The organism is Marinobacter gudaonensis (genome assembly GCF_900115175.1).
GTDB classification, from domain to species: domain Bacteria; phylum Pseudomonadota; class Gammaproteobacteria; order Pseudomonadales; family Oleiphilaceae; genus Marinobacter; species Marinobacter gudaonensis.
In genome coordinates this window covers 2196723-2216402 of the sequence record NZ_FOYV01000001.1, presented here as the reverse complement: position 1 = coordinate 2216402, position 19680 = coordinate 2196723, and the positions used below count along the sequence as shown (strand labels likewise).

Annotated in this window: 18 protein-coding genes; 9 read left to right on the top strand and 9 right to left on the bottom strand. The window is 61.1% G+C overall.

Annotated elements, in window-relative coordinates:
- The first annotated feature begins 26 nt into the window (after positions 1 to 26).
- The 3 genes from betA to ahpC all read left to right on the top strand — a co-directional run bounded on the left by betA (position 27) and on the right by ahpC (position 3873).
- Positions 27 to 1712: a choline dehydrogenase gene (gene betA / locus BM344_RS10065; protein ID WP_091989100.1), complete on the top strand. Its 1686-nt coding sequence runs from the start codon at positions 27 to 29 to the stop codon at positions 1710 to 1712.
- A gap of 199 nt (positions 1713 to 1911) precedes the next feature.
- A complete protein-coding gene (locus BM344_RS10060; protein WP_091989097.1) occupies positions 1912 to 3129 on the top strand; it encodes a BCCT family transporter in 1218 nt (405 codons plus the stop codon).
- 180 nt (positions 3130 to 3309) lie between these two features.
- Positions 3310 to 3873, top strand: a complete 564-nt coding sequence (ahpC, locus tag BM344_RS10055; protein ID WP_091989094.1) for an alkyl hydroperoxide reductase subunit C — start codon at positions 3310 to 3312, stop codon at positions 3871 to 3873.
- Positions 3874 to 3948: 75 nt separating this feature from the next.
- On the opposite strand, the gene BM344_RS10050 is transcribed toward ahpC, so the two are convergent.
- Positions 3949 to 4428, bottom strand: a complete 480-nt coding sequence (locus BM344_RS10050; RefSeq protein ID WP_091989091.1) for a peroxiredoxin — start codon at positions 4426 to 4428, stop codon at positions 3949 to 3951.
- 4 nt (positions 4429 to 4432) lie between these two features.
- On the bottom strand, positions 4433 to 5164 hold the full coding sequence (locus tag BM344_RS10045; RefSeq protein ID WP_091989088.1) for a DUF3581 domain-containing protein: 732 nt from the start codon (positions 5162 to 5164) through the stop codon (positions 4433 to 4435).
- A 257-nt stretch (positions 5165 to 5421) separates the two neighbouring features.
- On the opposite strand from BM344_RS10045, the gene ahpF reads away from it, so the two are divergent.
- Complete coding sequence (gene ahpF, locus BM344_RS10040; RefSeq protein WP_091989085.1) at positions 5422 to 7008, top strand: alkyl hydroperoxide reductase subunit F; 1587 nt, start codon at positions 5422 to 5424, stop codon at positions 7006 to 7008.
- A 178-nt stretch (positions 7009 to 7186) separates the two neighbouring features.
- A complete protein-coding gene (locus tag BM344_RS10035) occupies positions 7187 to 7918 on the top strand; it encodes a type 2 periplasmic-binding domain-containing protein (RefSeq protein WP_091989082.1) in 732 nt (243 codons plus the stop codon).
- Between the two features lie 34 nt (positions 7919 to 7952).
- Here the strand turns inward: BM344_RS10035 and BM344_RS10030 are convergent, their stop codons facing one another.
- The gene (locus BM344_RS10030) at positions 7953 to 8621 is read right to left on the bottom strand and encodes a transglutaminase-like domain-containing protein (protein WP_091989079.1); all 669 of its coding nucleotides are present in this window, start codon (positions 8619 to 8621) and stop codon (positions 7953 to 7955) included.
- Between the two features lie 115 nt (positions 8622 to 8736).
- A complete protein-coding gene (locus tag BM344_RS10025) occupies positions 8737 to 9465 on the bottom strand; it encodes a TrmH family RNA methyltransferase (protein WP_091989076.1) in 729 nt (242 codons plus the stop codon).
- Positions 9466 to 9620: 155 nt separating this feature from the next.
- Here BM344_RS10025 and rlmE point away from each other — a divergent pair, with 155 nt between their 5' ends.
- A complete protein-coding gene (gene rlmE / locus BM344_RS10020; protein WP_091989073.1) occupies positions 9621 to 10241 on the top strand; it encodes a 23S rRNA (uridine(2552)-2'-O)-methyltransferase RlmE in 621 nt (206 codons plus the stop codon).
- A gap of 1 nt (position 10242) precedes the next feature.
- Here the strand turns inward: rlmE and BM344_RS10015 are convergent, their stop codons facing one another.
- On the bottom strand, positions 10243 to 11277 hold the full coding sequence (locus tag BM344_RS10015) for a histone deacetylase family protein (RefSeq protein WP_091989070.1): 1035 nt from the start codon (positions 11275 to 11277) through the stop codon (positions 10243 to 10245).
- A gap of 118 nt (positions 11278 to 11395) precedes the next feature.
- On the opposite strand from BM344_RS10015, the gene BM344_RS10010 reads away from it, so the two are divergent.
- On the top strand, positions 11396 to 11944 hold the full coding sequence (locus tag BM344_RS10010) for a YgjV family protein (RefSeq protein WP_091989067.1): 549 nt from the start codon (positions 11396 to 11398) through the stop codon (positions 11942 to 11944).
- 7 nt (positions 11945 to 11951) lie between these two features.
- On the opposite strand, the gene BM344_RS10005 is transcribed toward BM344_RS10010, so the two are convergent.
- Positions 11952 to 12821 (bottom strand): carbohydrate kinase family protein, encoded by an 870-nt coding sequence (locus BM344_RS10005; protein ID WP_091989064.1) that lies wholly within the window; start codon positions 12819 to 12821, stop codon positions 11952 to 11954.
- 213 nt (positions 12822 to 13034) lie between these two features.
- Between BM344_RS10005 and BM344_RS10000 the strand changes: the two genes are divergently transcribed.
- Positions 13035 to 14561, top strand: coding sequence for a flavin-containing monooxygenase (locus BM344_RS10000; protein WP_091989062.1), 1527 nt, complete (start codon positions 13035 to 13037; stop codon positions 14559 to 14561).
- Positions 14562 to 14596: 35 nt separating this feature from the next.
- On the opposite strand, the gene BM344_RS09995 is transcribed toward BM344_RS10000, so the two are convergent.
- Complete coding sequence (locus BM344_RS09995; protein ID WP_091989059.1) at positions 14597 to 15664, bottom strand: transporter substrate-binding domain-containing protein; 1068 nt, start codon at positions 15662 to 15664, stop codon at positions 14597 to 14599.
- A gap of 49 nt (positions 15665 to 15713) precedes the next feature.
- On the bottom strand, positions 15714 to 17081 hold the full coding sequence (gene mltF, locus BM344_RS09990) for a membrane-bound lytic murein transglycosylase MltF (protein WP_091989055.1): 1368 nt from the start codon (positions 17079 to 17081) through the stop codon (positions 15714 to 15716).
- Positions 17082 to 17438: 357 nt separating this feature from the next.
- Here mltF and BM344_RS09985 point away from each other — a divergent pair, with 357 nt between their 5' ends.
- Positions 17439 to 18761 (top strand): DEAD/DEAH box helicase, encoded by a 1323-nt coding sequence (locus tag BM344_RS09985; protein WP_091989052.1) that lies wholly within the window; start codon positions 17439 to 17441, stop codon positions 18759 to 18761.
- Between the two features lie 141 nt (positions 18762 to 18902).
- On the opposite strand, the gene BM344_RS09980 is transcribed toward BM344_RS09985, so the two are convergent.
- On the bottom strand, positions 18903 to 19619 hold the full coding sequence (locus tag BM344_RS09980; RefSeq protein ID WP_091989049.1) for an OmpW/AlkL family protein: 717 nt from the start codon (positions 19617 to 19619) through the stop codon (positions 18903 to 18905).
- Between the last annotated feature and the right edge of the window lie 61 nt (positions 19620 to 19680).

The window sequence follows — 19680 nt, the reverse complement described above, 5'->3', positions numbered from 1 at the left end:
CCCGTGGGCCACAAAGGAGATTGCGTATGACAGAAAACCGATACGACTACATCATTGTGGGCGCGGGCTCGGCCGGCTGTGTCCTGGCCAACCGCCTTACCGAGGATGGCGACAAGCGGGTATTGCTGCTGGAAACCGGCGGCAGCGACAAGAGCATCTTCATCCAGATGCCCACCGCTCTGTCCATTCCCATGAACACCAAAAAGTACGCCTGGCAGTTCGAGACCGAGCTGGAGCCGTACCTGGACAACCGCCGCATGCACTGCCCCCGGGGCAAGGTGCTGGGGGGCTCTTCGTCCATCAACGGCATGGTGTATGTGCGCGGTCACGCCCGGGATTTTGACGAATGGGAAAGCGAAGGCGCGTCCGGCTGGGATTACCAGAACGTGCTGCCCTATTTCAAAAAAGCCGAGCAATGGGCCTTTGGCGGAGACGACTACCGGGGCGATAGCGGGCCCCTGGGCGTCAACAACGGCAACAACATGCGCAACCCGCTCTACAAGGCGTTCATCAGGGCGGGCGTGGATGCCGGTTACCTGGAAACCGACGACTACAACGGCGCCCGGCAGGAAGGCTTCGGTGCCATGCACATGACGGTGAAAAATGGCCGGCGTTGGTCCACCGCCAACGCCTATCTGCGCCCGGCCATGGACCGTCCGAACCTGACCGTGGTCACCCACGCTCTGGTGCACAAGGTCGTGCTGGAGGGTAAAACCGCCACCGGCGTGCGTTACGAGCAGGGCGGCAGGCTCCATGAAGCGACCGCTGCCGAGGAAGTCATACTGTCGGCCGGCTCCATCGGCTCACCCCACCTGTTGCAGCTGTCCGGTATCGGCAAGCGCGAGGTACTGGAGCAGGCCGGTATTGAGGTGCAGCACGAGCTGCCCGGCGTCGGCGAGAACCTGCAGGACCACCTGGAGTTCTATTTCCAGTTCCGCTGCAAGCAACCAGTGTCGCTCAACGGCAAGCTGGACTGGTGGAACAAGCTCAAGATCGGCCTGCGCTGGATCCTGCGCAAGGATGGCCTGGGCGCCACCAACCACTTCGAGTCCTGCGGCTTCATCCGTTCCAAGGCGGGCGTGGAGTGGCCCGACTTGCAATACCATTTCCTGCCCGCGGCCATGCGCTACGACGGCAAGGAAGCCTTCAATGGCGACGGCTTCCAGCTGCACATCGGCCACAACAAGCCGAGAAGCCGTGGCTTTGTGCATGTGCAATCCGCCGATCCCAGGCAGGCACCGCGCATCCGCTTCAACTACCTGGAACACGAAGCCGATCGCGAGGGCTTCCGGGATTGCGTGCGGCTGACTCGGGAGATCATCAGCCAGCCGGCCATGGACGACTACCGGGGCGCGGAAATCCAGCCCGGGGCGAATGTGCAGACCGACGACGAAATCGACGCCTTTGTCCGCCAGGCGGTGGAGAGCGCCTATCACCCGTCCTGCTCCTGCAAGATGGGCACTGACGAGCGGGCGGTGGTAGACCCGGAAACGCGGGTTCGCGGCATCCAGAATCTGCGGGTGGTGGATTCGTCCATCTTCCCGACCATACCCAACGGCAACCTGAACGCGCCCACCATCATGGTGGCCGAGCGGGCAGCCGATCTGATACGGGGCAGGGAGCCCCTGCAATCTGCGGAGGTGCCTGTGGTAATGGACGACCAGTGGCAGGCACGCCAGCGACCGGGACAGGCAAAACGCGCGCTCGCCTAGCGCATGGCCATCCCGCCCGGGCGTGCAAGGCGCCCGGGGTTTTGCAAGCCCTCAGGATTTCCCTATCAGCGCGACGGCATCCCGCCGTTTTCGGGCGCCGGATAGGCAAGTCCTGGGTTTGTGTCCGATTCGAACCAAGTAGAGGAGGAACACCCATGCTGTGCACTACACTGACAAGGAATAACCGGAGGGCCATCCAATGACACTCTGGTTATCCTCAGGACTCATTTTTACCTTCGCCGCCATTGCCCTGATTCTGTACAAATGGTGGGACATGCAGTGCATCGGCGTAACGCCGGTGCGTACGCTGACGTTTATTGCCATCCTGTTCACTTCCGGGCTCGATGTGGGGCTGATCATGTTCCCGCTCACCGAGTTTGGTGGCTACGGCGACCTTTCAGCCAGCCCGGAATACGGCTTTGCCAACCCCCTGGCCATCGAATTCGGCTTCTGGGCCTTCCTGATCTGGGGGTTCTATTTCCTGACCTGTTTCTACTTCGCGATCATCGAACCGCGGGTGAAATTCTTCGAGATTCCACTGGTCAAGCTGGTGAACAACGTGGTGATCATTGGCACCTGCGCCTTTACGGCCTACCTGTTGCTGGTGAACCTGCCCTGGTACCTGCCTCAGCTGGGTGACGGTGAATCGGTGGTGCCGGCGTTCTACGTGATCGTATTCCTGTCCATCGCCCTGGCGGTGTACTCGAGCTCGAAGATCAAGTACGTGCGTATTCTGTCCATTGGCTCGAGCATTCTGTTCATTGCCCTGATTGTGGGCATGTGGTTCCGGGCGTTTGTCCTGGGCAAGGGCTCTCCGACAGATTTCTTCGGCACCGCGGGTATGCTGGGGGAGTACTTTGCCAACATTCATCATTTCGTGCTGCCGATCAATGACTACCACGCCTTCTACCTGTTCTGGTGGTTTGCCTGGAGCATCATGATTGGCCAGTTCACCGCCCGGTTTGTCAGTGGCATCCGCACCTGGCAGCTGCTGATTGCCATGCTGGTGGTTCCGTCCATCGCGATCGGGGTGTGGTTCAGCGTGCTCTACTATTACCACGCCGAGGGCCTGAAGATTGCCGCCTTTACCAACATCGCGATGATCTCGGTGGGCGTGTTGATGGTGGTCAATTCGCTGGATTCCCTGATCCGACTTTACACCGATAACCTGAACCTGACCGCGCAGCGGCTTGGCCGGGTGAACTACGTGATCTTCAACCTGGTGGCCATGATCGGGTTGACCATGCTGTTCCAGCTGGATTTTCTGCGCATCCAGTGGGTGGGCGCCCTGGTCATCGCCCTCTACTTTGCCTGCTTTGTGTATATCCTCGCTCGCAAACGGGAGGCCGTGGCTGCCATCAAAGCGTCACCGAAGGAAAATATTCTGGATTTCCGAAAGATTGAACTTGCCGGTTAAGGCCCCATGAATAAGGCGCGGGCAGGAATTTCCCGACCCCGGATCGGAGGAAGGGGTTGCCATAGGCTTTCCCTATCTGTGGTTTGGGAATTATCAATTTTATCCGCGCCATCATTATCCGTACTTTATGCGCCGTAAATTCATCGACTTAGAAATCCACTAAAAAGGAGATATCTTTAGATGGGCATTATCAACAGCGAGATCAAGCCGTTTAACGCCACTGCTTTCAAGAACGGCGAGTTCGTTGAAATCAGCGAAGCCGACGTAAAAGGTAAGTGGGCTGTCTTTTTCTTCTATCCGGCCGACTTCACCTTCGTCTGCCCCACCGAGCTGGGCGACGTGGCTGACAAGTACGAAGAGCTGCAGAAGCTGGGCGTGGAAGTGTTCTCTGTGTCCACCGACACTCACTTCACCCACAAAGCGTGGCACGATACTTCCGAGACCATCGGCAAGATCCAGTACTACATGGTGGGCGACCAGACCGGCACCATCACCAACAACTTCGGTGTGATGCGTGAAGGCCAGGGCCTGGCAGATCGCGCCACCTTCGTGATCGATCCGGACGGCATCATCCAGGCCGTTGAGATCACTGCCGAAGGCATCGGCCGCGACGCCGACGACCTGCTGCGCAAGATCAAGGCTGCCCAGTACGTGCGCAAGCACCCGGGTGAAGTGTGCCCGGCCAAGTGGAAGGAAGGCGAAGAGACCCTGGCTCCCTCCCTGGACCTGGTTGGCAAGATCTAAGCCTCTCCACGGAGAAGCTGACCCACAAAAAACCCCGGAATGTCCGGGGTTTTTTATGCCTGGAGGAACCTGCGCTTACTGGAGTGCCTCAAGGATGGTCTCGGCACTGGTCTTATCCAGGCCCTGGGCATCCACGTGTAGCAGCTCCACCTTGCCGTCGTTCACGATCATCGCGTAGCGCTGGCTGCGAATACCCATGCCGTTGGCCGTGCGATCCTGGGTCAGGTCCAGGGTTTTGGCAAACTCGCCCAGACCATCGGCCAGCATGATGATCTCCTCGGCGTTGTGGGCCTTGCCCCAGGCGTCCATCACGAAGGCATCGTTGACTGAGGTGCAGACGATGGCATCCACACCTTTGGCGCGCAGTTTGTCAGCATTCACCACGAACCCGGGCAGATGGGCCGCAGAGCAGGTGGGGGTGAAGGCGCCGGGGACGGCAAACAGTACGGCTTTTTTGCCGGCAAAAAGGTCTCGGGTGCGGACCTTTTCCGGGCCTTTGGCGCCCATCAACTGAAGTTCGATATCGGGCAGGGTATCACCTGGCTGAATCGGCATTGCGTTAGTCTCCGTTGTTGTCGTTGTTGAAATAGTCAGCGCCGCGGGCCTTGAGACGATAGAACTCCTCGATCACCTCGGCCATGGCATCCGGGCAGTAGGGCCTGAGGCCACTGAGTACCAGACGCTTGGTTACCTCACCCACCGATTGGCCATCGGCCTTCAGCCGGTATTCCAGGAGCACGTTGCCGCGCTTGCCGGCGGCCTCCAGACTGGCGTTATGCAGCTCGAGATCCGGAGACGGCAGGTCCAGGCTGTCCAGGGCCAGGCTCATGCTCTCGTACATCACCATGGGCCGGTCGGGATTGAACATCACCCCGTTCGACTCCATCAATGGTTTCAAGGTGTGCGGGAAGTTCTTGCCGGAAGCCGACACATAGGCCCGGGTGATGTCCTCGATCAGGCTCTCATCCCGGGTGGTGGCGCCGCTGCGGTCTACTTCGATATATACCTTGTCGGCGTCATCCCGGATTTCCAGGCCGCCCTCGGTTTCCACAAAGTGCAGGGGCACGTTCTCCCCGAGCAGACTGCGGAACCGGAAAGTCATGTGTTCCGACAGTCCGTAGCGGGCCAGCACCAGGGCGAACAGCAGGTCGCCCGGCACGCAGAAGCGGCGGGCGTCGGGATCGTGGATGGGGTTGAAATCCCCGGCGATCTCCTTGGCGAACTGGCTGGCCTGGCGCGCTGAAATAACGATGCGTCCGTCCTGGACGGAGTGGAAACGGTCTAGAAACATGCGTTGCCTATTCTGAGTGCCGAAGAATGATGTTGCGTCAGTCTGACACCATGATACTGCGGCAGCCGGCGGGGGCATATGCGCTATTGGTCAAGCGCCTGATACGCTGGATCAAGCTAGATAGAGATGCCCTATTAATCCATTTGTGGCAATTAATTTGAGCCTTTTTTTGACAGGCCGTATTGTTGCGCCAACTTATAGATAACCCCTATTCAATTCAAATACTTGGTATTAACACATAAAGGAGAAGCGCGAACATGTTGGATGCCAACATCAAGGAGCAACTGAAGGCGTACATGGACAAGCTGCAGCAGCCCATCGAGCTGGTGGCAGCCTACGACGACAGCAAGAAGTCTCAGGAATTGCGGGCCTTGCTGGAAGAGCTGGAGCCGATGTCCTCGAAGATCAGCCTGCGCACGGAAGAGGCCGAAGACGTGCGTCGTCCCTCCTTTGCCATCAACCGTGTTGGTAGCGACATTGGTGTGCGCTTCGCCGGCATCCCCATGGGCCACGAGTTTACATCGCTGGTGCTGGCTCTGCTGCAAGTGGGCGGCCACCCGTCCAAGGCATCCCAGGACGTGATTGAGCAGATCCAGTCCCTGGAAGGCAAGTTCGAGTTCGAGACCTACTTTTCGCTGTCCTGCCAGAACTGCCCTGACGTGGTCCAGGCCCTGAACCTGATGAGTGTGCTGAACCCCAACATCAAACACACCTCTATTGACGGCGCCCTGTTCCAGGAAGAAGTGGAGCAGCGGGAAGTCATGGCGGTACCCAGCGTGTACATGAACGGCGAACCCTGGGGCCAGGGCAGGATGACCCTGGAAGAAATCGTGGCCAAGCTGGACACCAGCTCCAGCGAGAAGGATGCCGAGAAGATCAACCAGAAAGACACCTTCGAGGTGCTGGTGATCGGTGGTGGTCCGGCGGGCGCCTCGGCCGCCATCTATGCGGCCCGGAAAGGCATTTCCACCGGTATCGCCGCCGAGCGTTTCGGTGGCCAGGTGGCAGACACCATGGGCATCGAGAACCTGATTTCCGTGCCTTACACCGAGGGCCCGAAACTGGTGGCGGCCATGGAGCAGCACGTCAAGGAATACGACGTGGATATCATGAACATGCAGCGCGCTGAGAAGCTGATTCCGGCAAACCGTAAGGGTCAGCCGCACCAGATTCGCCTGGAGAACGGCGCGACCCTCAAGGCCCGCACCCTGGTGCTGTCCACCGGTGCCCGCTGGCGTCAGCTGGGCGTGCCCGGCGAGGCGGAATACCGGAACAAGGGCGTGGCCTACTGCCCGCACTGTGACGGCCCGTTGTTCAAGGGCAAGCGTGTGGCGGTGATTGGCGGCGGCAACTCCGGCGTGGAAGCGGCCATCGACCTGGCCGGTATTGTCGGCCACGTGACCCTGATCGAGTTCGGTGCCGAGATGCGTGCCGACGAGGTGCTGCAGAAGAAGCTGCGCAGCCTGAAGAACGTGGAGATCATCACCTCTGGCCAGACCACCGAGATCACCGGTGAGAACGGCAAGGTGAGCGGCCTGAACTACACCGATCGCAACAGCGGTGAGTCCCATCACGTTGCCCTGGAAGGGGTCTTTGTCCAGATCGGCCTGGTGCCCAACACCGAATGGCTGAAGGGCGACATTGAGCTGAGCCAGCACGGCGAGATCATCGTCAACGACCGCAACGAGACCTCCATTCCCGGAGTGTTCGCGGCCGGTGATGCCACCACCGTTCCCTACAAGCAGATCGTGATTTCAATGGGTGAGGGCTCGAAGGCGGCGCTGAGCGCCTTCGATTTCCTGATCCGCAACTCTGTGGAAGAAAGTGAAGACGAAGCGGCGTAAACCGACGTAGCAGCCGCCTGATGAGAGAGCAGGGCACCGGAGCAATCCGGTGCCTTTTTCGTGTAAAAACCACACATTTAACAAGGTTTTTCTGGCCCGGTGAAAGCAAGAGCGTCATACTGTGAAACCTGTATAGCGAATGGTCACTAGCAGGTTCTTGTGAACCGATGAGCGAGTCATGAAAGGTCTCCTTTACCCACTCCAGATCCTCCTGTTCAGTGCCAGCCTTCTGAGCGCGACTGTGATGGCGGAACCGGTCGTCCGTATCGCGGTCCCGGACATCACCAGCCTGCTGACTGACGATCGGGACGGTGTCTATCAGAAGATCATGCACCGGGCTCTCGAAGGGCTCGATGTGGAGGTGACTGAAAGCTTCTATCCCTACAAGCGGGCCATGCTGGTGTTCGAGGAGGGCGGCGCCGACTGTATTTATTCCTTCACGGACGTCCTGAAGCGGCGGCTTGGCGAAGACGCCGTGATTGCGAGTTTCCCGCTTGGCAAGTTCATCTACTTCCTGTTTACACCCGGGGATCAGGCTCCAGTGAGCGACCTGTCGCAGCTTGAGGATAAAACCGTGGGCGCGGTGATTGGCCACGAGGTCTATCTGGACAGGGTTCTGGAGGACCAGGATCTGAATGTGATCTGGTCCAAGAGTGATGCCCAGAACCTGGCCATGCTTGAGCATCAGAGATTTGACGCCATGATTGCTGCGGTGCCGGATGTGCGACCATTACTGGACAACCTCAGCTACGATCCGCAAGCGCCCCTGCTGGAAAGTTACGATCGCCTCACCTGCCACAACACCGACGCCAACCGGCAGTTCCTGAACAGCCTGTCGGCCCGGTTGAAGGCGTTGAAAGAGGCCGGCGTATACCGGCAACTGGCTGGAAGCCTGTATCTGGATTTCTAGCGCCGAAAAGAGCCCTCGATCCCCCAAAAAGCCCTCAAGACCCCGGAATTTCCTGCTCCAGGGTGCGGTGGCCGCTGTTCCGGACTTCTTGGTCGTTGAACAGGTGGCCATAGGCCGCTCGCACCCCCGAGACGATGAAATCGTGGGGCACATCGTCGAACAGACCGTGGTCGTTGACGTATTCCATGTGGGCCTGACCTTCCTCGGTGTATTCCTGGAACATGGAGTCGTGCACGCCATCAAATTCCAGCGGTTCCACTTTCATCAACTCGCATAGCTGGCGGTTGAAGGCCGGCGTGGCTTTCACCCACTGGCCGTTGAGGAACAGTTCGATGTAGCCGTGCATCCGGAAGATGTCCGAGCGCAGCCACTCGATCAGCTTGGGACTGGACAGATGGTTGCGGACATCGGCCAGGCCCAGCCGGCTGGGAATGCCCAGGGAGCGGGCGGCGGCGCCCAGCAGTACCGCCTTGGGAATGCAGTAGGTTTCGCCGCTTTTCAGCGCGTAGCTGGCGCTGAAGGTGTGGGCGTCGGTCTGGAACACGTAGGGGTTGTAACTGATGCCGTCGCGCACCGCCAGGTAGAGCGCTTTGATCTGTTCTACCGGGTCTTCGGACACGCCTTCCAGCCGGGATTCCATCCAGGCTTGCACCTCGGGGTGCTCGAAGTCGAAAAAGTCGGTGGGCTGGAGGTAGCGTTCCATAATCGTGGTCCGGTCTTTTGATCAGTTCCTGATCCTGGGCAATCCGCACCCGGGAGGCAATGGCGGGATCCGCCAGAACCATTGCCTAATCTGCTCAGATTGTGAGCTTTGCAGCTTAACGATCCCGCATTAATTCGTAAGCGCACATATTCACCGCCGACGCCAGATTCAGCGATTCAATCTGGCCCTGGCCGTGAATGCTGTAGGGCACGGCCTGCAGTTGGTCCAGCACCTCCCGTGGTACGCCCCGGGCTTCGTTGCCGAACAGGTAGCAGTCGTGACGGTGGAAGCCGCCGGCCGTGGTGGAGGCGCCGTTGAGATCCAGGCAGGCAAGGCTCTGGTAGCGGGTGCCCAGGTCTGACAGGCCCACCTCGGTTTCCAGGGGCACGTGGAACAGCGCGCCCATGCTCGCGCGCACTACCTTGGGATTGAAGGGGTCCACACTGCCGGGGCTCAGCAGGCACCGGAAACCGCCGAACCAGGCCAGGGTGCGCAGAATGGTGCCCAGATTGCCCGGATCCTGAACTTCGTGCAGGTAAATGGCCTTCTCGCCGGGCACCGGCGCGGCCGGGCGCTCGGGCATGGGCACCACTGCCAGAATGCCCTGGGGAGTCCGGGTGTCGGCCAGCTGGGCCATCTGGCGATCGTTAATCACGTGTGTCCTGAACGGGCTTTGCCAGTTCTCGTGGGCGCCCGTGACGTACAGCTGCGAAGCCTCCAGCGCCGGTTCCCGGGCCGCCGCTTTCTGCAGCTCCAGGATCAGGTGCTCGCCCTCCACCAGGTAATGACCGAACGACTGCCGGTACTTTTTCTGGTGCAGCTTTTTGATGTCTGCGAGGTTCACAGGGCCGGTCTCCCGTCGGGTGGGCGTGGTCGGTGGCAGAAATCACCGGACGCTGGCGGAATTGTACGTGTGGCCGGCCCGGTTGTCAGGATTTTGCCGCTTCCCGGCGCGCCACGTACAATTGGGCTCTGGCATTCCCGAGTTGAAGAGACCCCATGGCCCGATCCAAAAGCAGTAACCGCTGGCTGGAAGAGCACGTCAACGACCCCTTCGTGAAACAGGCGCAGGTGGACGGCTACCGCTCCCGCGCCAGCTACAAGCTCCTGGAAATCAACAAGAAAGACCGGTTGATCCAGCCTGGTATGGTGGTGGTGGACCTGGGCTCGGCGCCCGGCGGCTGGTCCCAGGTGGCGGCCAACCTGGTGGGGCACAAGGGCCGGGTGGTTGCCTCGGACATCCTGCCCATGGATGCGATTGCCGGCGTCGAATTCATCCAGGGCGACTTTACCGAGAACGACGTGTTCGACGCCCTGATGGCCACCCTCGGCGACGACCCGGTAGACGTGGTGATCTCCGATATGGCGCCGAACATCAGCGGCGTGACCGTGGCCGACCAGGCGGCCTCCATGTACCTGGTGGAGCTCGCCCTGGATATGGCCAGCCAGGTGCTCAAGCCCAGGGGCAGCTTTCTCGCCAAGGTGTTCCAGGGCGAGGGCTACGACGAGTACCTGAAATCAGTGCGTGCCGTGTTCGACAAGGTGGTGGTGCGCAAGCCCGATTCCTCCCGGGCACGGTCCCGGGAAGTCTATATTCTGGGTAAGGGCTTCAAGGGCTGAGTCAGCCGGCGGCCCGGTCAAACCCCTGCATCACATTCACCGCATTCACACCGATGGCGTCGACATCGTACCCGCCCTCCATGGTGAACACTGTGGGTAGCCCTAGCCGGGCCAGGCGCTCGCCCAGGGTCAGGTAGTCGCTGGAGGTCAGCTTGAAGAAGGAAATCGGGTCGTCTTCGAAGGTGTCGACGCCCAGGGCCAACACCAGAGCGTCCGGCTGGAACGCGGCGATTCGCTCACAGGCGGTTTCCAGGCCCTGGCTCCAGACGCTGTAGGGCGTGTTGGGCGGGTACACGATGTTCAGATTGTAGCCCTCGCCGTCGCCCTCGCCGGTCTCGTCCTCAAAGCCCAGAAAATGCGGAAACACAAGGTCCGGGTCGCCGTGCAGGCTGAGGGTCAGCACATCGCTGCACTGGTAGAAGATCGCCTGAGTGCCGTTGCCGTGGTGAAAATCCACATCCAGTACGGCCACCCGGCCATACCCCTGGTCGCGAAACGCCTGAGCAACGATGGCCGCGTTGTTGAAGAAACAGTAGCCACCGAACAGGTCGGCATGGGCGTGATGGCCCGGGGGCCGGCACAGGGCAAAGGCGGCGCGCTCGCCGCCGGCCACCAGCTTCTGGGCGGTGAGGGCAACGTTGGCAGAGGCCCGGGCGGCTTCCCAGGTGCCGTCGGAGATGGAGGTTTCTGCGGCGAAGCTGTAATAGCCGAGGCGGCCATCGATGTCTTTGGGTAGCCGGTGGCGCATGCCACGCCCGGCCCACACGGCGGGAATGGCCTCGCCCGGCTTGCCGGCCGCCTGCCAGTCCTGCCAGCAGGTCTCGAGAAAAGCCACATAGTCGGCGGTGTGCACGCGCCTGACCGGCTCAAGGCCGAACTCCTCCGGCTCCAGGACCTCCCCGAGTGCCTGGTCCTTGACCCGCGCCAGGATGGTTTCTGCCCGGGAGGGCTTCTCGTGGGGCTCGATCAGCAGGCCGCCGTCCAGTTCGGTTTTCACATGGCGGCGGCTGTGCAGGGGCGAGAAAACGGTTTTCATGGTCGGGTCCTTGCTGTGAGTTCTGGGGGCCTCGTGGCTCAATATCGGCAAGTGTGGCAGGCTGGGAGCGTAAACAGGGACAAGGGATTACCGCAATGGCGCGCGACACCGGTGAACGATGACTGAGCTGCTCACGGAACTGACCCTGGCGGAAACACTGGGCCAGATCTGCGGCCTGGTGGCGCTGGCGTTCTGTATCGCCGGCTTTGCCAACAAGAACGACGACCGGCTGATGGTGCTGTTGATCTCCGCCAACGTGGCCTTTGCCCTGATGTTCGCGTTCTTCGAGAGCTGGACGGCCTCGGCCCTGACCGTGCTGGTGATTGTGCGCATTACCCTGGCCCGGAAATTCCAGGGTCACTGGCCCATCATGCTGGCGATGCTGGCGGTGAACCTGGTGGTGGCCTGGGCCACCTGGAAATCGCCCACCGACCTGTTTCCCCTGGCCGCCGCCGTCTTTGGCACGGTGGCCATGTTCATGCTCCGCGGCATTCCCCTGCGCATCGTGCTCGGGCTGGCGGCCCTGTGCTGGATGCTGAACAACCTGGTGATCGGCTCCGTGGGCGGAACCCTGGCGGAGGGTATGGTGTTGGTCACGAACATCATCACCATCATCCGCCTGTACCGGCTGCAGAGAAAGTACCCGGAGTTTTCACCGGGGGACTGAAACGGCCCTACCCGAGTCGATCCGGGCTCAGCGACTCGGAGGCCAGGGCCCGGCTGGTCACACACAGCGCCCCGCAGATGGCCGCCGCCCGCAGGCACTCCGGCCAGTCGGCGCCTGCCAGGTACCGGTACAGGAAACCGCTGAAAAACGCATCGCCCGCGCCGTTGGTGTCGATCACCTCGGCCACGGGCACCACGGGCTGCTCGAGCCATTGCCCGCCTGCGGTGAGCAAGGTGGCGCCCTTCGATCCGTGGGTACAGACCACAAATGCCTTACCCCGTTCGATCAGCTGTTCCATGGTGCTGCGATAGTCCGGCAGGTTGTCGCTGGACAGGAACACCGCATTCGCGGCCTCGATGAACGGTTCGTGATAGGGATTGCGGCCGTCGTAATCGTGCAGGTCGGTCCAGATTGGCACGCCCGCCTCAACCAGCCAGGGCAGGGCGGAGCGAACGTAACCCAGGATATTGACCACGGCCAGGGTACATCGGGCCAGTGCTTCCTGTGCTGGTGCCCAGTTGATCAGGGCCGGTTCTGGCGGCGGTTGGATAAACAGGGAAATGCGTTTGCCGTCTGCTGCCATCAGGTTCACGTGCTGCTCGGTTGGCGCCCGGGTTTCCTCGGCCAGCAGGTGGATTTTCCGGTGGCGGAGGGCATCACGAATCTGCCCAGCCTCCGGATCCTGGCCGAGCAGGGTATGGAACACCACGGGCTGGCCGAGCGCCGCCAGGTTCAGGCTCTTGCCGGCACCGGTACTGCCGACGGACTGGTAGCTTTCCCGGGGCCAAAGGGTCTGGGGGCGTGGCTCGGGCAGCTGCGCCAGGTGAATGATGGTATCGAGGGAGGCGCCCCCCAGAATCAGGACCGGTTGTGTCATCTGGCTTTTTTCCCTATGGATGGTATTCCGTCATTCTGGGCCCGGTGGCTGGCGCCGTGATCCTCCTCCTCCCTACGCCCCTGCCCGGTAACGACTGGCTGAAACAACCGGTGCCGGTGTCCGTTCTGGCCAATTTCCGTGCCGCCACGACTGGGCTATCTTGATTCCACACCACCAACGATAAAAAGCGGACAGCTATTCCAGAGGACAGGTATGAGTAACCAGCACTTCGATGTTCTGATCATCGGCGCCGGCGTTTCCGGCATCGGCATGGCGTGTCACCTCAAGCGTGAGTGTCCCGGCAAATCCTTTGCCATTCTGGAGCGTCGTCAGTCCCTGGGCGGCACCTGGGATCTGTTCCGTTACCCGGGTATTCGCTCGGATTCTGACATGTTCACTTTTGGCTACAACTTCCGCCCCTGGACCGGCGGCAAGGTGCTGGCCGACGGCGCCTCGATCAAAAACTACGTGGCCGAAACCGCCCGGGAACACGATGTCGAGCGCCATATCCGCTATGGCCTGGCCGTAAAGAGTGCAGACTGGTCGAGCGCCGACAAGTGCTGGAAGCTCACAGCCCTGAACGAGGCCACCGGAGAGACTGAGCACTACACCGCCAGCTTCATGGTCGGCTGTACCGGCTATTACAACTACGACCAGGGCTATAAGCCTGATTTTCCGGGTGAAAGCGATTTCCGCGGCCAGATTGTGCATCCCCAGCACTGGCCGGAGGATCTGGATTACACCAGCAAGAAGGTGGTGGTCATCGGCAGTGGCGCCACCGCCATCACCCTGGTGCCGACCATGGCCGAGAAAGCAGCCCACGTGACCATGCTGCAGCGCTCGCCAACCTATCTGATGCCACTGCCCTCGACGGACAAGGTCACCCTGGCGTTGCAGAAGGTGCTGCCTGAAAAAGCCGCCTACCGGCTGACCCGGGCTCGTAACATTTCCATCTCACGGTTTCTGTACCAGCGCTCGCGCAAGAGCCCCCAGTTCATGCGGAAACTGTTCCTGGGCATTATCAAGCGGCAGGTCCAGGGCAAGGCCGACATGCGGCACTTCACCCCAGACTACAACCCGTGGGACCAGCGCCTGTGCGTGGTCAAGGACGGCGACCTTTTCCAGGCGATCAAGTCGGGCAAGGCCGCCATCGCCACCGACCATATCGAACGCTTTACCGAAACCGGCATCCGCCTGAAATCGGGCGAGGAGCTTGCGGCCGACATCATCATTCCCGCCACCGGTCTGGAGATCCAGATGCTGGGAGGCATCAAGCCGACCGTGGACGGCCAGGAGGTGGTGATGAAAGACAAGGTCATCTACAAAAACGTGATGGTGGAAGGCGTGCCCAACGCCGGCATGATCTTCGGCTACACCAATATTTCCTGGACCCTGAAGGTGGACATTGCCGCCGAGTACCTGTGCCGGCTGATGAACCTGATGGACAAGCGGGGCTACCGTAAGGTGGTGGCCCGGGACCTGGAGAACAGCCGGGGCGAGGAAACGGTGCTGGGTTCACTCAACTCTGGCTACATTCGCCGCGCGGCGGACCGGCTGCCCCGCCAGGGCACCCATGGCCCCTGGAAATCCTCCCAGAATTATCTGGAGGATGTGAAGATCCTGCGCTTTGAGCCGATCGAGGACGGTTATCTGGAGTTCGACGGCAAGCGCACCCACGCCAGTAGCCGTGACACAGGCGGGTTTCTGAAACCCCTGCGCTCGGCCCTGTTCGGAGCCTGATCCCGGGCGCCGATGGCCGGCGCCCGGGGCTGGCGTCAGTCTGCGCCCAGATAGGCCGCCTTGATGGCCGACCACTCGTCGGATTCGGTCACCCGGAGGATCTGTTGGGACACCGGTGCTCGCAGCGGGCTGCCTTCTGGCAGCGCCAGGGCGTATAGCTGCTCGGCAAATACGCCGGGCAGGAGGCTCAGGCGCTGGGGCCCTAGCTGCTGATTCCGGTATTGCATCAGCGGTCGGTCGTAGACGATGGCGTCGGTTTCACCCTCGGCCACTGACGTCATCGCTGTGGTCAGGTTCGGGTAGGTCTGATAGCGAATGCGCTGCTCTTCCAGATAACGCTGGCTGGCGGTCTGGCCGATGGTGGCCACCACTTTGCCCGGCAGGTCACTCACGCCCTCGATACCGCTGCGCAGGTTGCTCACCGTCAGGGATGAGGTGATCGCGGCGGTAAAGCTGGCCACCATGATCAGTCCGGCAAACATCCACACCAGGGCAATGACCCGCCCGGCGAAGGTGGTGGGCGCCTTGTCGCCGTAGCCCACGGTGGTCATGGTCACTGCCGCCCACCAGAAACTGGCACCAATGCCCTCGGCGGCGGAGCCGCCAAACTGCTCCGGGTTGCGTCGGCGTTCAACCAGCCAGAGCAAGAACCCGACCGCCAGCAGCAGGGCGCCCAATGCCAGAATCACGCTCACGAACTTCCAGCTGATCAGAGCCTTCAGGCTGGCCAGAAGCCCCTGCTCGGGCACCGGCGGTATGGCAATGGACAGTCCGGTTTGATAGAAGGGGTGACTGAAGTCGAACCGGCTTTCGCGTTCGGCGGTCATGGTGAGTGCACCAACCGCGACGTCAATCTCGCCGGCTTCGGCGGCATCCAGGAGCTCCCTGAAACTCAGGGGCACCCACTTGTACTCGCGGCCCATTCCGGCCGCCACCTCTTTCCAGAGGTCGATGCTGATGCCTTCCCAGCGACCGTCCTCGGTCTGCATCACAAAGGGCGGTACTTCGGTAATGCCTACCTTCAGGGGCGCGTTCTGGGCGTGCAGAGGAGTAATGGCGCTAAAGGCCAGCAGGGTGATGAAAAGCAGAATCCGTTGGTGCATGGCTGCGTGCGGCCCCTCAGGGCCGCGCTCCTTGTGATTGGTCTGTAAGTTATTCGAAGGCGGAACGTATCACGTCCCGGTAGTTACGGATGCGCTGCACATAGTGCACGGGCTCATAGCCGCGGGCGTAGCCGTATCGGGTACTGGGGTAGTATCGCTTGTCCGCCTTCAGGGGTAAAACCTCGCTCATGTCTTTCCAGGAATCCGGGTTCTTGTCGAGACTGCGGGCCAGTTCCCGTGCATCCAGCAGGTGCCCACGGCCAATGTTATAGCTGGCCAGGGCCAGGAAGGTCCGATCCGGCTCCGGAATGGTCTCCGGCAGGCGGCGATGCCGGTCGGCCAGGTACCTGGCGCCACCGTCAATGGCAGCCTCCGGGTCCAGCCGGTCGTCGACCCCGAGGGACTCTGCGGTCCGTTGAGTCAGCATCATGATGCCACGAACGCCCGTGGGTGATTTTGCCTCCGGGTCCCAGTGGGATTCCTGGTAAGAAAGAGCAGCCAGGAGATCGGCGGGCATGCCGGTTTTCGCCTCGGCTTCACGGAACTCATCGATAAAATCTGGCAAGCGGTCCTCGATGCGACGGTTCAGGGCCCGGAGGTCAACAAAATCGAAGTCGCCAATGTAGGCGTAGTAACGGTCCTCCATCGCGGCGAGGGCCTCGTCGCCGTCGCGACTGTTCATCCATTCCCGGGCGTCGTCAGCCAGATCCGTGGATCCTGCGGGCAGATACCAGCCCAGGTTGCGGCCATCGGTGAGGGTCATGGCCACCTCAAGGTGCGGGAAGTGGCGCCGCATCACCTGCACGATGTTGGAGTCGGCCACGGTGCAGCCGACATCCTGCTCCGCCACCGCCGAAAGGATGACCTCAGTGGTGCGGTCGGTGTCTTCCTGGAAGCCGATGCCCGGGTACTGTTCATTCAGGGCGTTCAGGGTTTCCACGTAGCTGGAGCCAGCCGTCACCACAATGTCTGTGCCCGGCAGATCTTCCGGCTTTCGCGGCATGGGCCGGGTGTCCCGGTGGCATACCAGCTGTTCGGTGATCTCGGTGTGGGCCGGGCCCCGGGCAAACCGTTCATCCCGGGAGGGCAGGTGCGTCAGCCCGGCAGCTGCCAGGTGAGTATTGCCGGACGTCAGCGCATCGAGCACGTTGCTGGTGGAATCCAGCATGGTCCACTCGACCTCCCAGCCCCTTGCCTCGGCGTAGGCACTGATCAGGGCGTGTTCCGGGCCGATCGGGTTTTCATGTCGATCAAGATAGTAGGTGGTGGAGCCATTACGGGTGGCAACTTTCAGAACGCCAGTCTCCGAGGGCGGCTGAAGCGTGGTCTGTGCTGACTGCTGGCTGTTATTGTCGCTGCAGCCCGCAAGGATCAGGGGCGCCAGGGTGAGAGCAGCAAGGAATCTGAAATGGAACATAACAATCGGGTCTTCCGGTTGCGTGAATTCTACGTATTTTTACGTACCTCCCTAGTCGTTACTGACCGTTGGTCAGTTTGGATTAGTCTGATCGGGCCCATCGGCTGTTGTTGCCGAGGCACAATCACCTATGGCTTATTGGCCAAGCCTCTGTTAACGTGCTCGCATCCTGCCTCTAGGGATTCCGCAATTAAGGGCCTTGGCCCCTGCGACCTTTCCATACGACCTGTCAGAGGACGTCACCCCGCTAACGGCGCGTGACTGTAGTCGTCTCTTATTCCATGACTGTTCATGGTATCTGCCCGCATTCACTTATCACGGTGTTCGTGGAGGCAGCACAATCAAGGTTTGATATCTATGAGTTTTTCTTCACTCGGTTTGTCCGAGCAGCTGGTTCGTGCCACAGCCGACCAGGGTTACGAAACCCCGTCTCCTATCCAGGCCCAGGCCATTCCGGCGGTATTGTCCGGAAAGGACGTGATGGCGGCTGCCCAGACCGGCACCGGCAAGACTGCCGGCTTTACCCTGCCCCTGTTGCAGCGCCTGGGTGAAAACCCGCGCACCGGCAAGGGACCGCGCGCGCTGATCCTGACCCCGACCCGTGAACTGGCGGCCCAGGTGCACGACAGCGTCACGCTCTATAGCAAGTACATTCCCACCCGCTCTGCGGTGGTTTTCGGGGGCGTGAAAATCAATCCCCAGATGATGAAACTGCGCAAAGGGCTGGATGTGCTGGTGGCGACACCTGGGCGTTTGCTCGACCTGCACCAGCAAAACGCCGTGCGTTTCAACGAAGTGGAAATCCTGGTGCTGGATGAAGCCGACCGTATGCTCGACATGGGCTTTATCCGCGACATTCGCAAGATCCTGGCGCTGCTGCCCACCAAGCGGCAGAACCTGCTGTTCTCGGCGACTTTCTCCAACGAGATCCGTACCCTGGCCGAAGGCCTGCTGGACAATCCGGTGCAGGTGGAAGTCGCCGCGCGCAACACCACCGCCGAGAAGGTGAAGCAGTCAGTGTACCCGGTGGATCAGAACCAGAAGACCGCGCTGCTAAGCAAGCTGGTGCGGGACAACAGCTGGGATCAGGTGCTGGTGTTTACCCGCACCAAACACGGCGCCAACCGCCTGACCCAGAAGCTGGAGAAGGACGGCATCACCGCCGCGGCGATTCACGGCAACAAGTCCCAGGGCGCCCGAACCCGGGCACTGGCGGACTTCAAGGCCGGTGAGATCCGGGTGCTGGTGGCTACCGATATCGCCGCCCGCGGCCTGGATATCAAGCAGCTGCCGCAGGTAGTGAACTTCGAACTGCCCAATGTTGCGGAAGATTACGTGCACCGCATTGGTCGTACCGGCCGGGCTGGCGAGAGCGGCCACGCACTTTCACTGGTGAGCGCCGATGAGGGCAAGCTTCTGGCCGGAATCGAGCGGCTAATCAAGAAGCAGCTGCCGCGCACCCAGGTGGAGGGCTTCGAGCCCACCAACAACCTGCCCCTGAAACCCAAGGCCAAGGCCGACCCGAGCCGTGCCCGCAATCGCAGTGGTAACGGCGGCGGTAATGGCCGGCCCGGTGGCAAACCGAAGAGCTTTGGTCCCCGGCCCGGTGGACGCAGCGGTGGTCGAAGCCAGAACGGCGGTGGCCAGCGCGGCCGGTCAACCCAGCGCATCAGCGCGTGACGGCCAGCCTGGCTGACTGATAAGCGGAGCTTCGGCTCCGCTTTTTTTACGGGGATAAAAAAGCGGGGCCGGAGGGCCCCGCACAGGAGAACGCACCTCTGGCAGTCCACAGACCATGAAAGACTGCCGCGGGCACGGGGATCAGAAGCGGTAGGACACACCCACCATGTAAACCCAGGGGTCGATATCCACGTCGATGGTGCTGGTGTCGGCCCGGGTGTTACCGGCGTAGGCGTTGATGGTGGCTTCGGTGTCGATGTCGACCCACCAGACGGCGGCGTTGATGCCCACGTTCTCGGTGATCATGTAGTCGAGGCCGAGCTCGGCGGCGACACCGAAACTGTCGTCCAGTTCAATATCGGTGCGATCCACACCGGCTGCCAGCGAGGCGTAGGTGTTGGTCAGCGTCTGCGTGGTCTTCTCTTCAAAGAAGTTGGTGTAGTTCACGCCAATGCCCGCATAAGGCTGCAGCTTGCTGGCACTGGGCATCGGGAAGTACTGGAGCGTGATGGTGGGGGGCAGGTGTCTGGTCTCCGCCAGCTTTCCAGTACCACCCAGCACCGAACCGTCGCCCTTGATGTCGTGCTTGAACGGCGTGGCGCCCAGCACACCCACTGCCAGCTGGTCTGTCAGCATGTAGCTGAGAGTCAGTCCCAGCTGGGTGTCGGAGCCCACGCTGACTCTCGCGCCATCAATCTCGCCCAGGGCATTGGAATTCAGATTGCCGCTGGAAGAATCCGGATCGACCACTGCAATACCGGCACGACCAATGAGTTCTCCGGCCTCGTAGGCCTGAACGGCGGGTGCAGCGCCCATGATCGCGGCGGCAATAACGCCAAGTCTGACTGTGCGGGACATCATTATCTCCTTAACCTGAATCGTTGATGAGTACAGGTTAAGGCGGCCGGGAAAGGAAAAC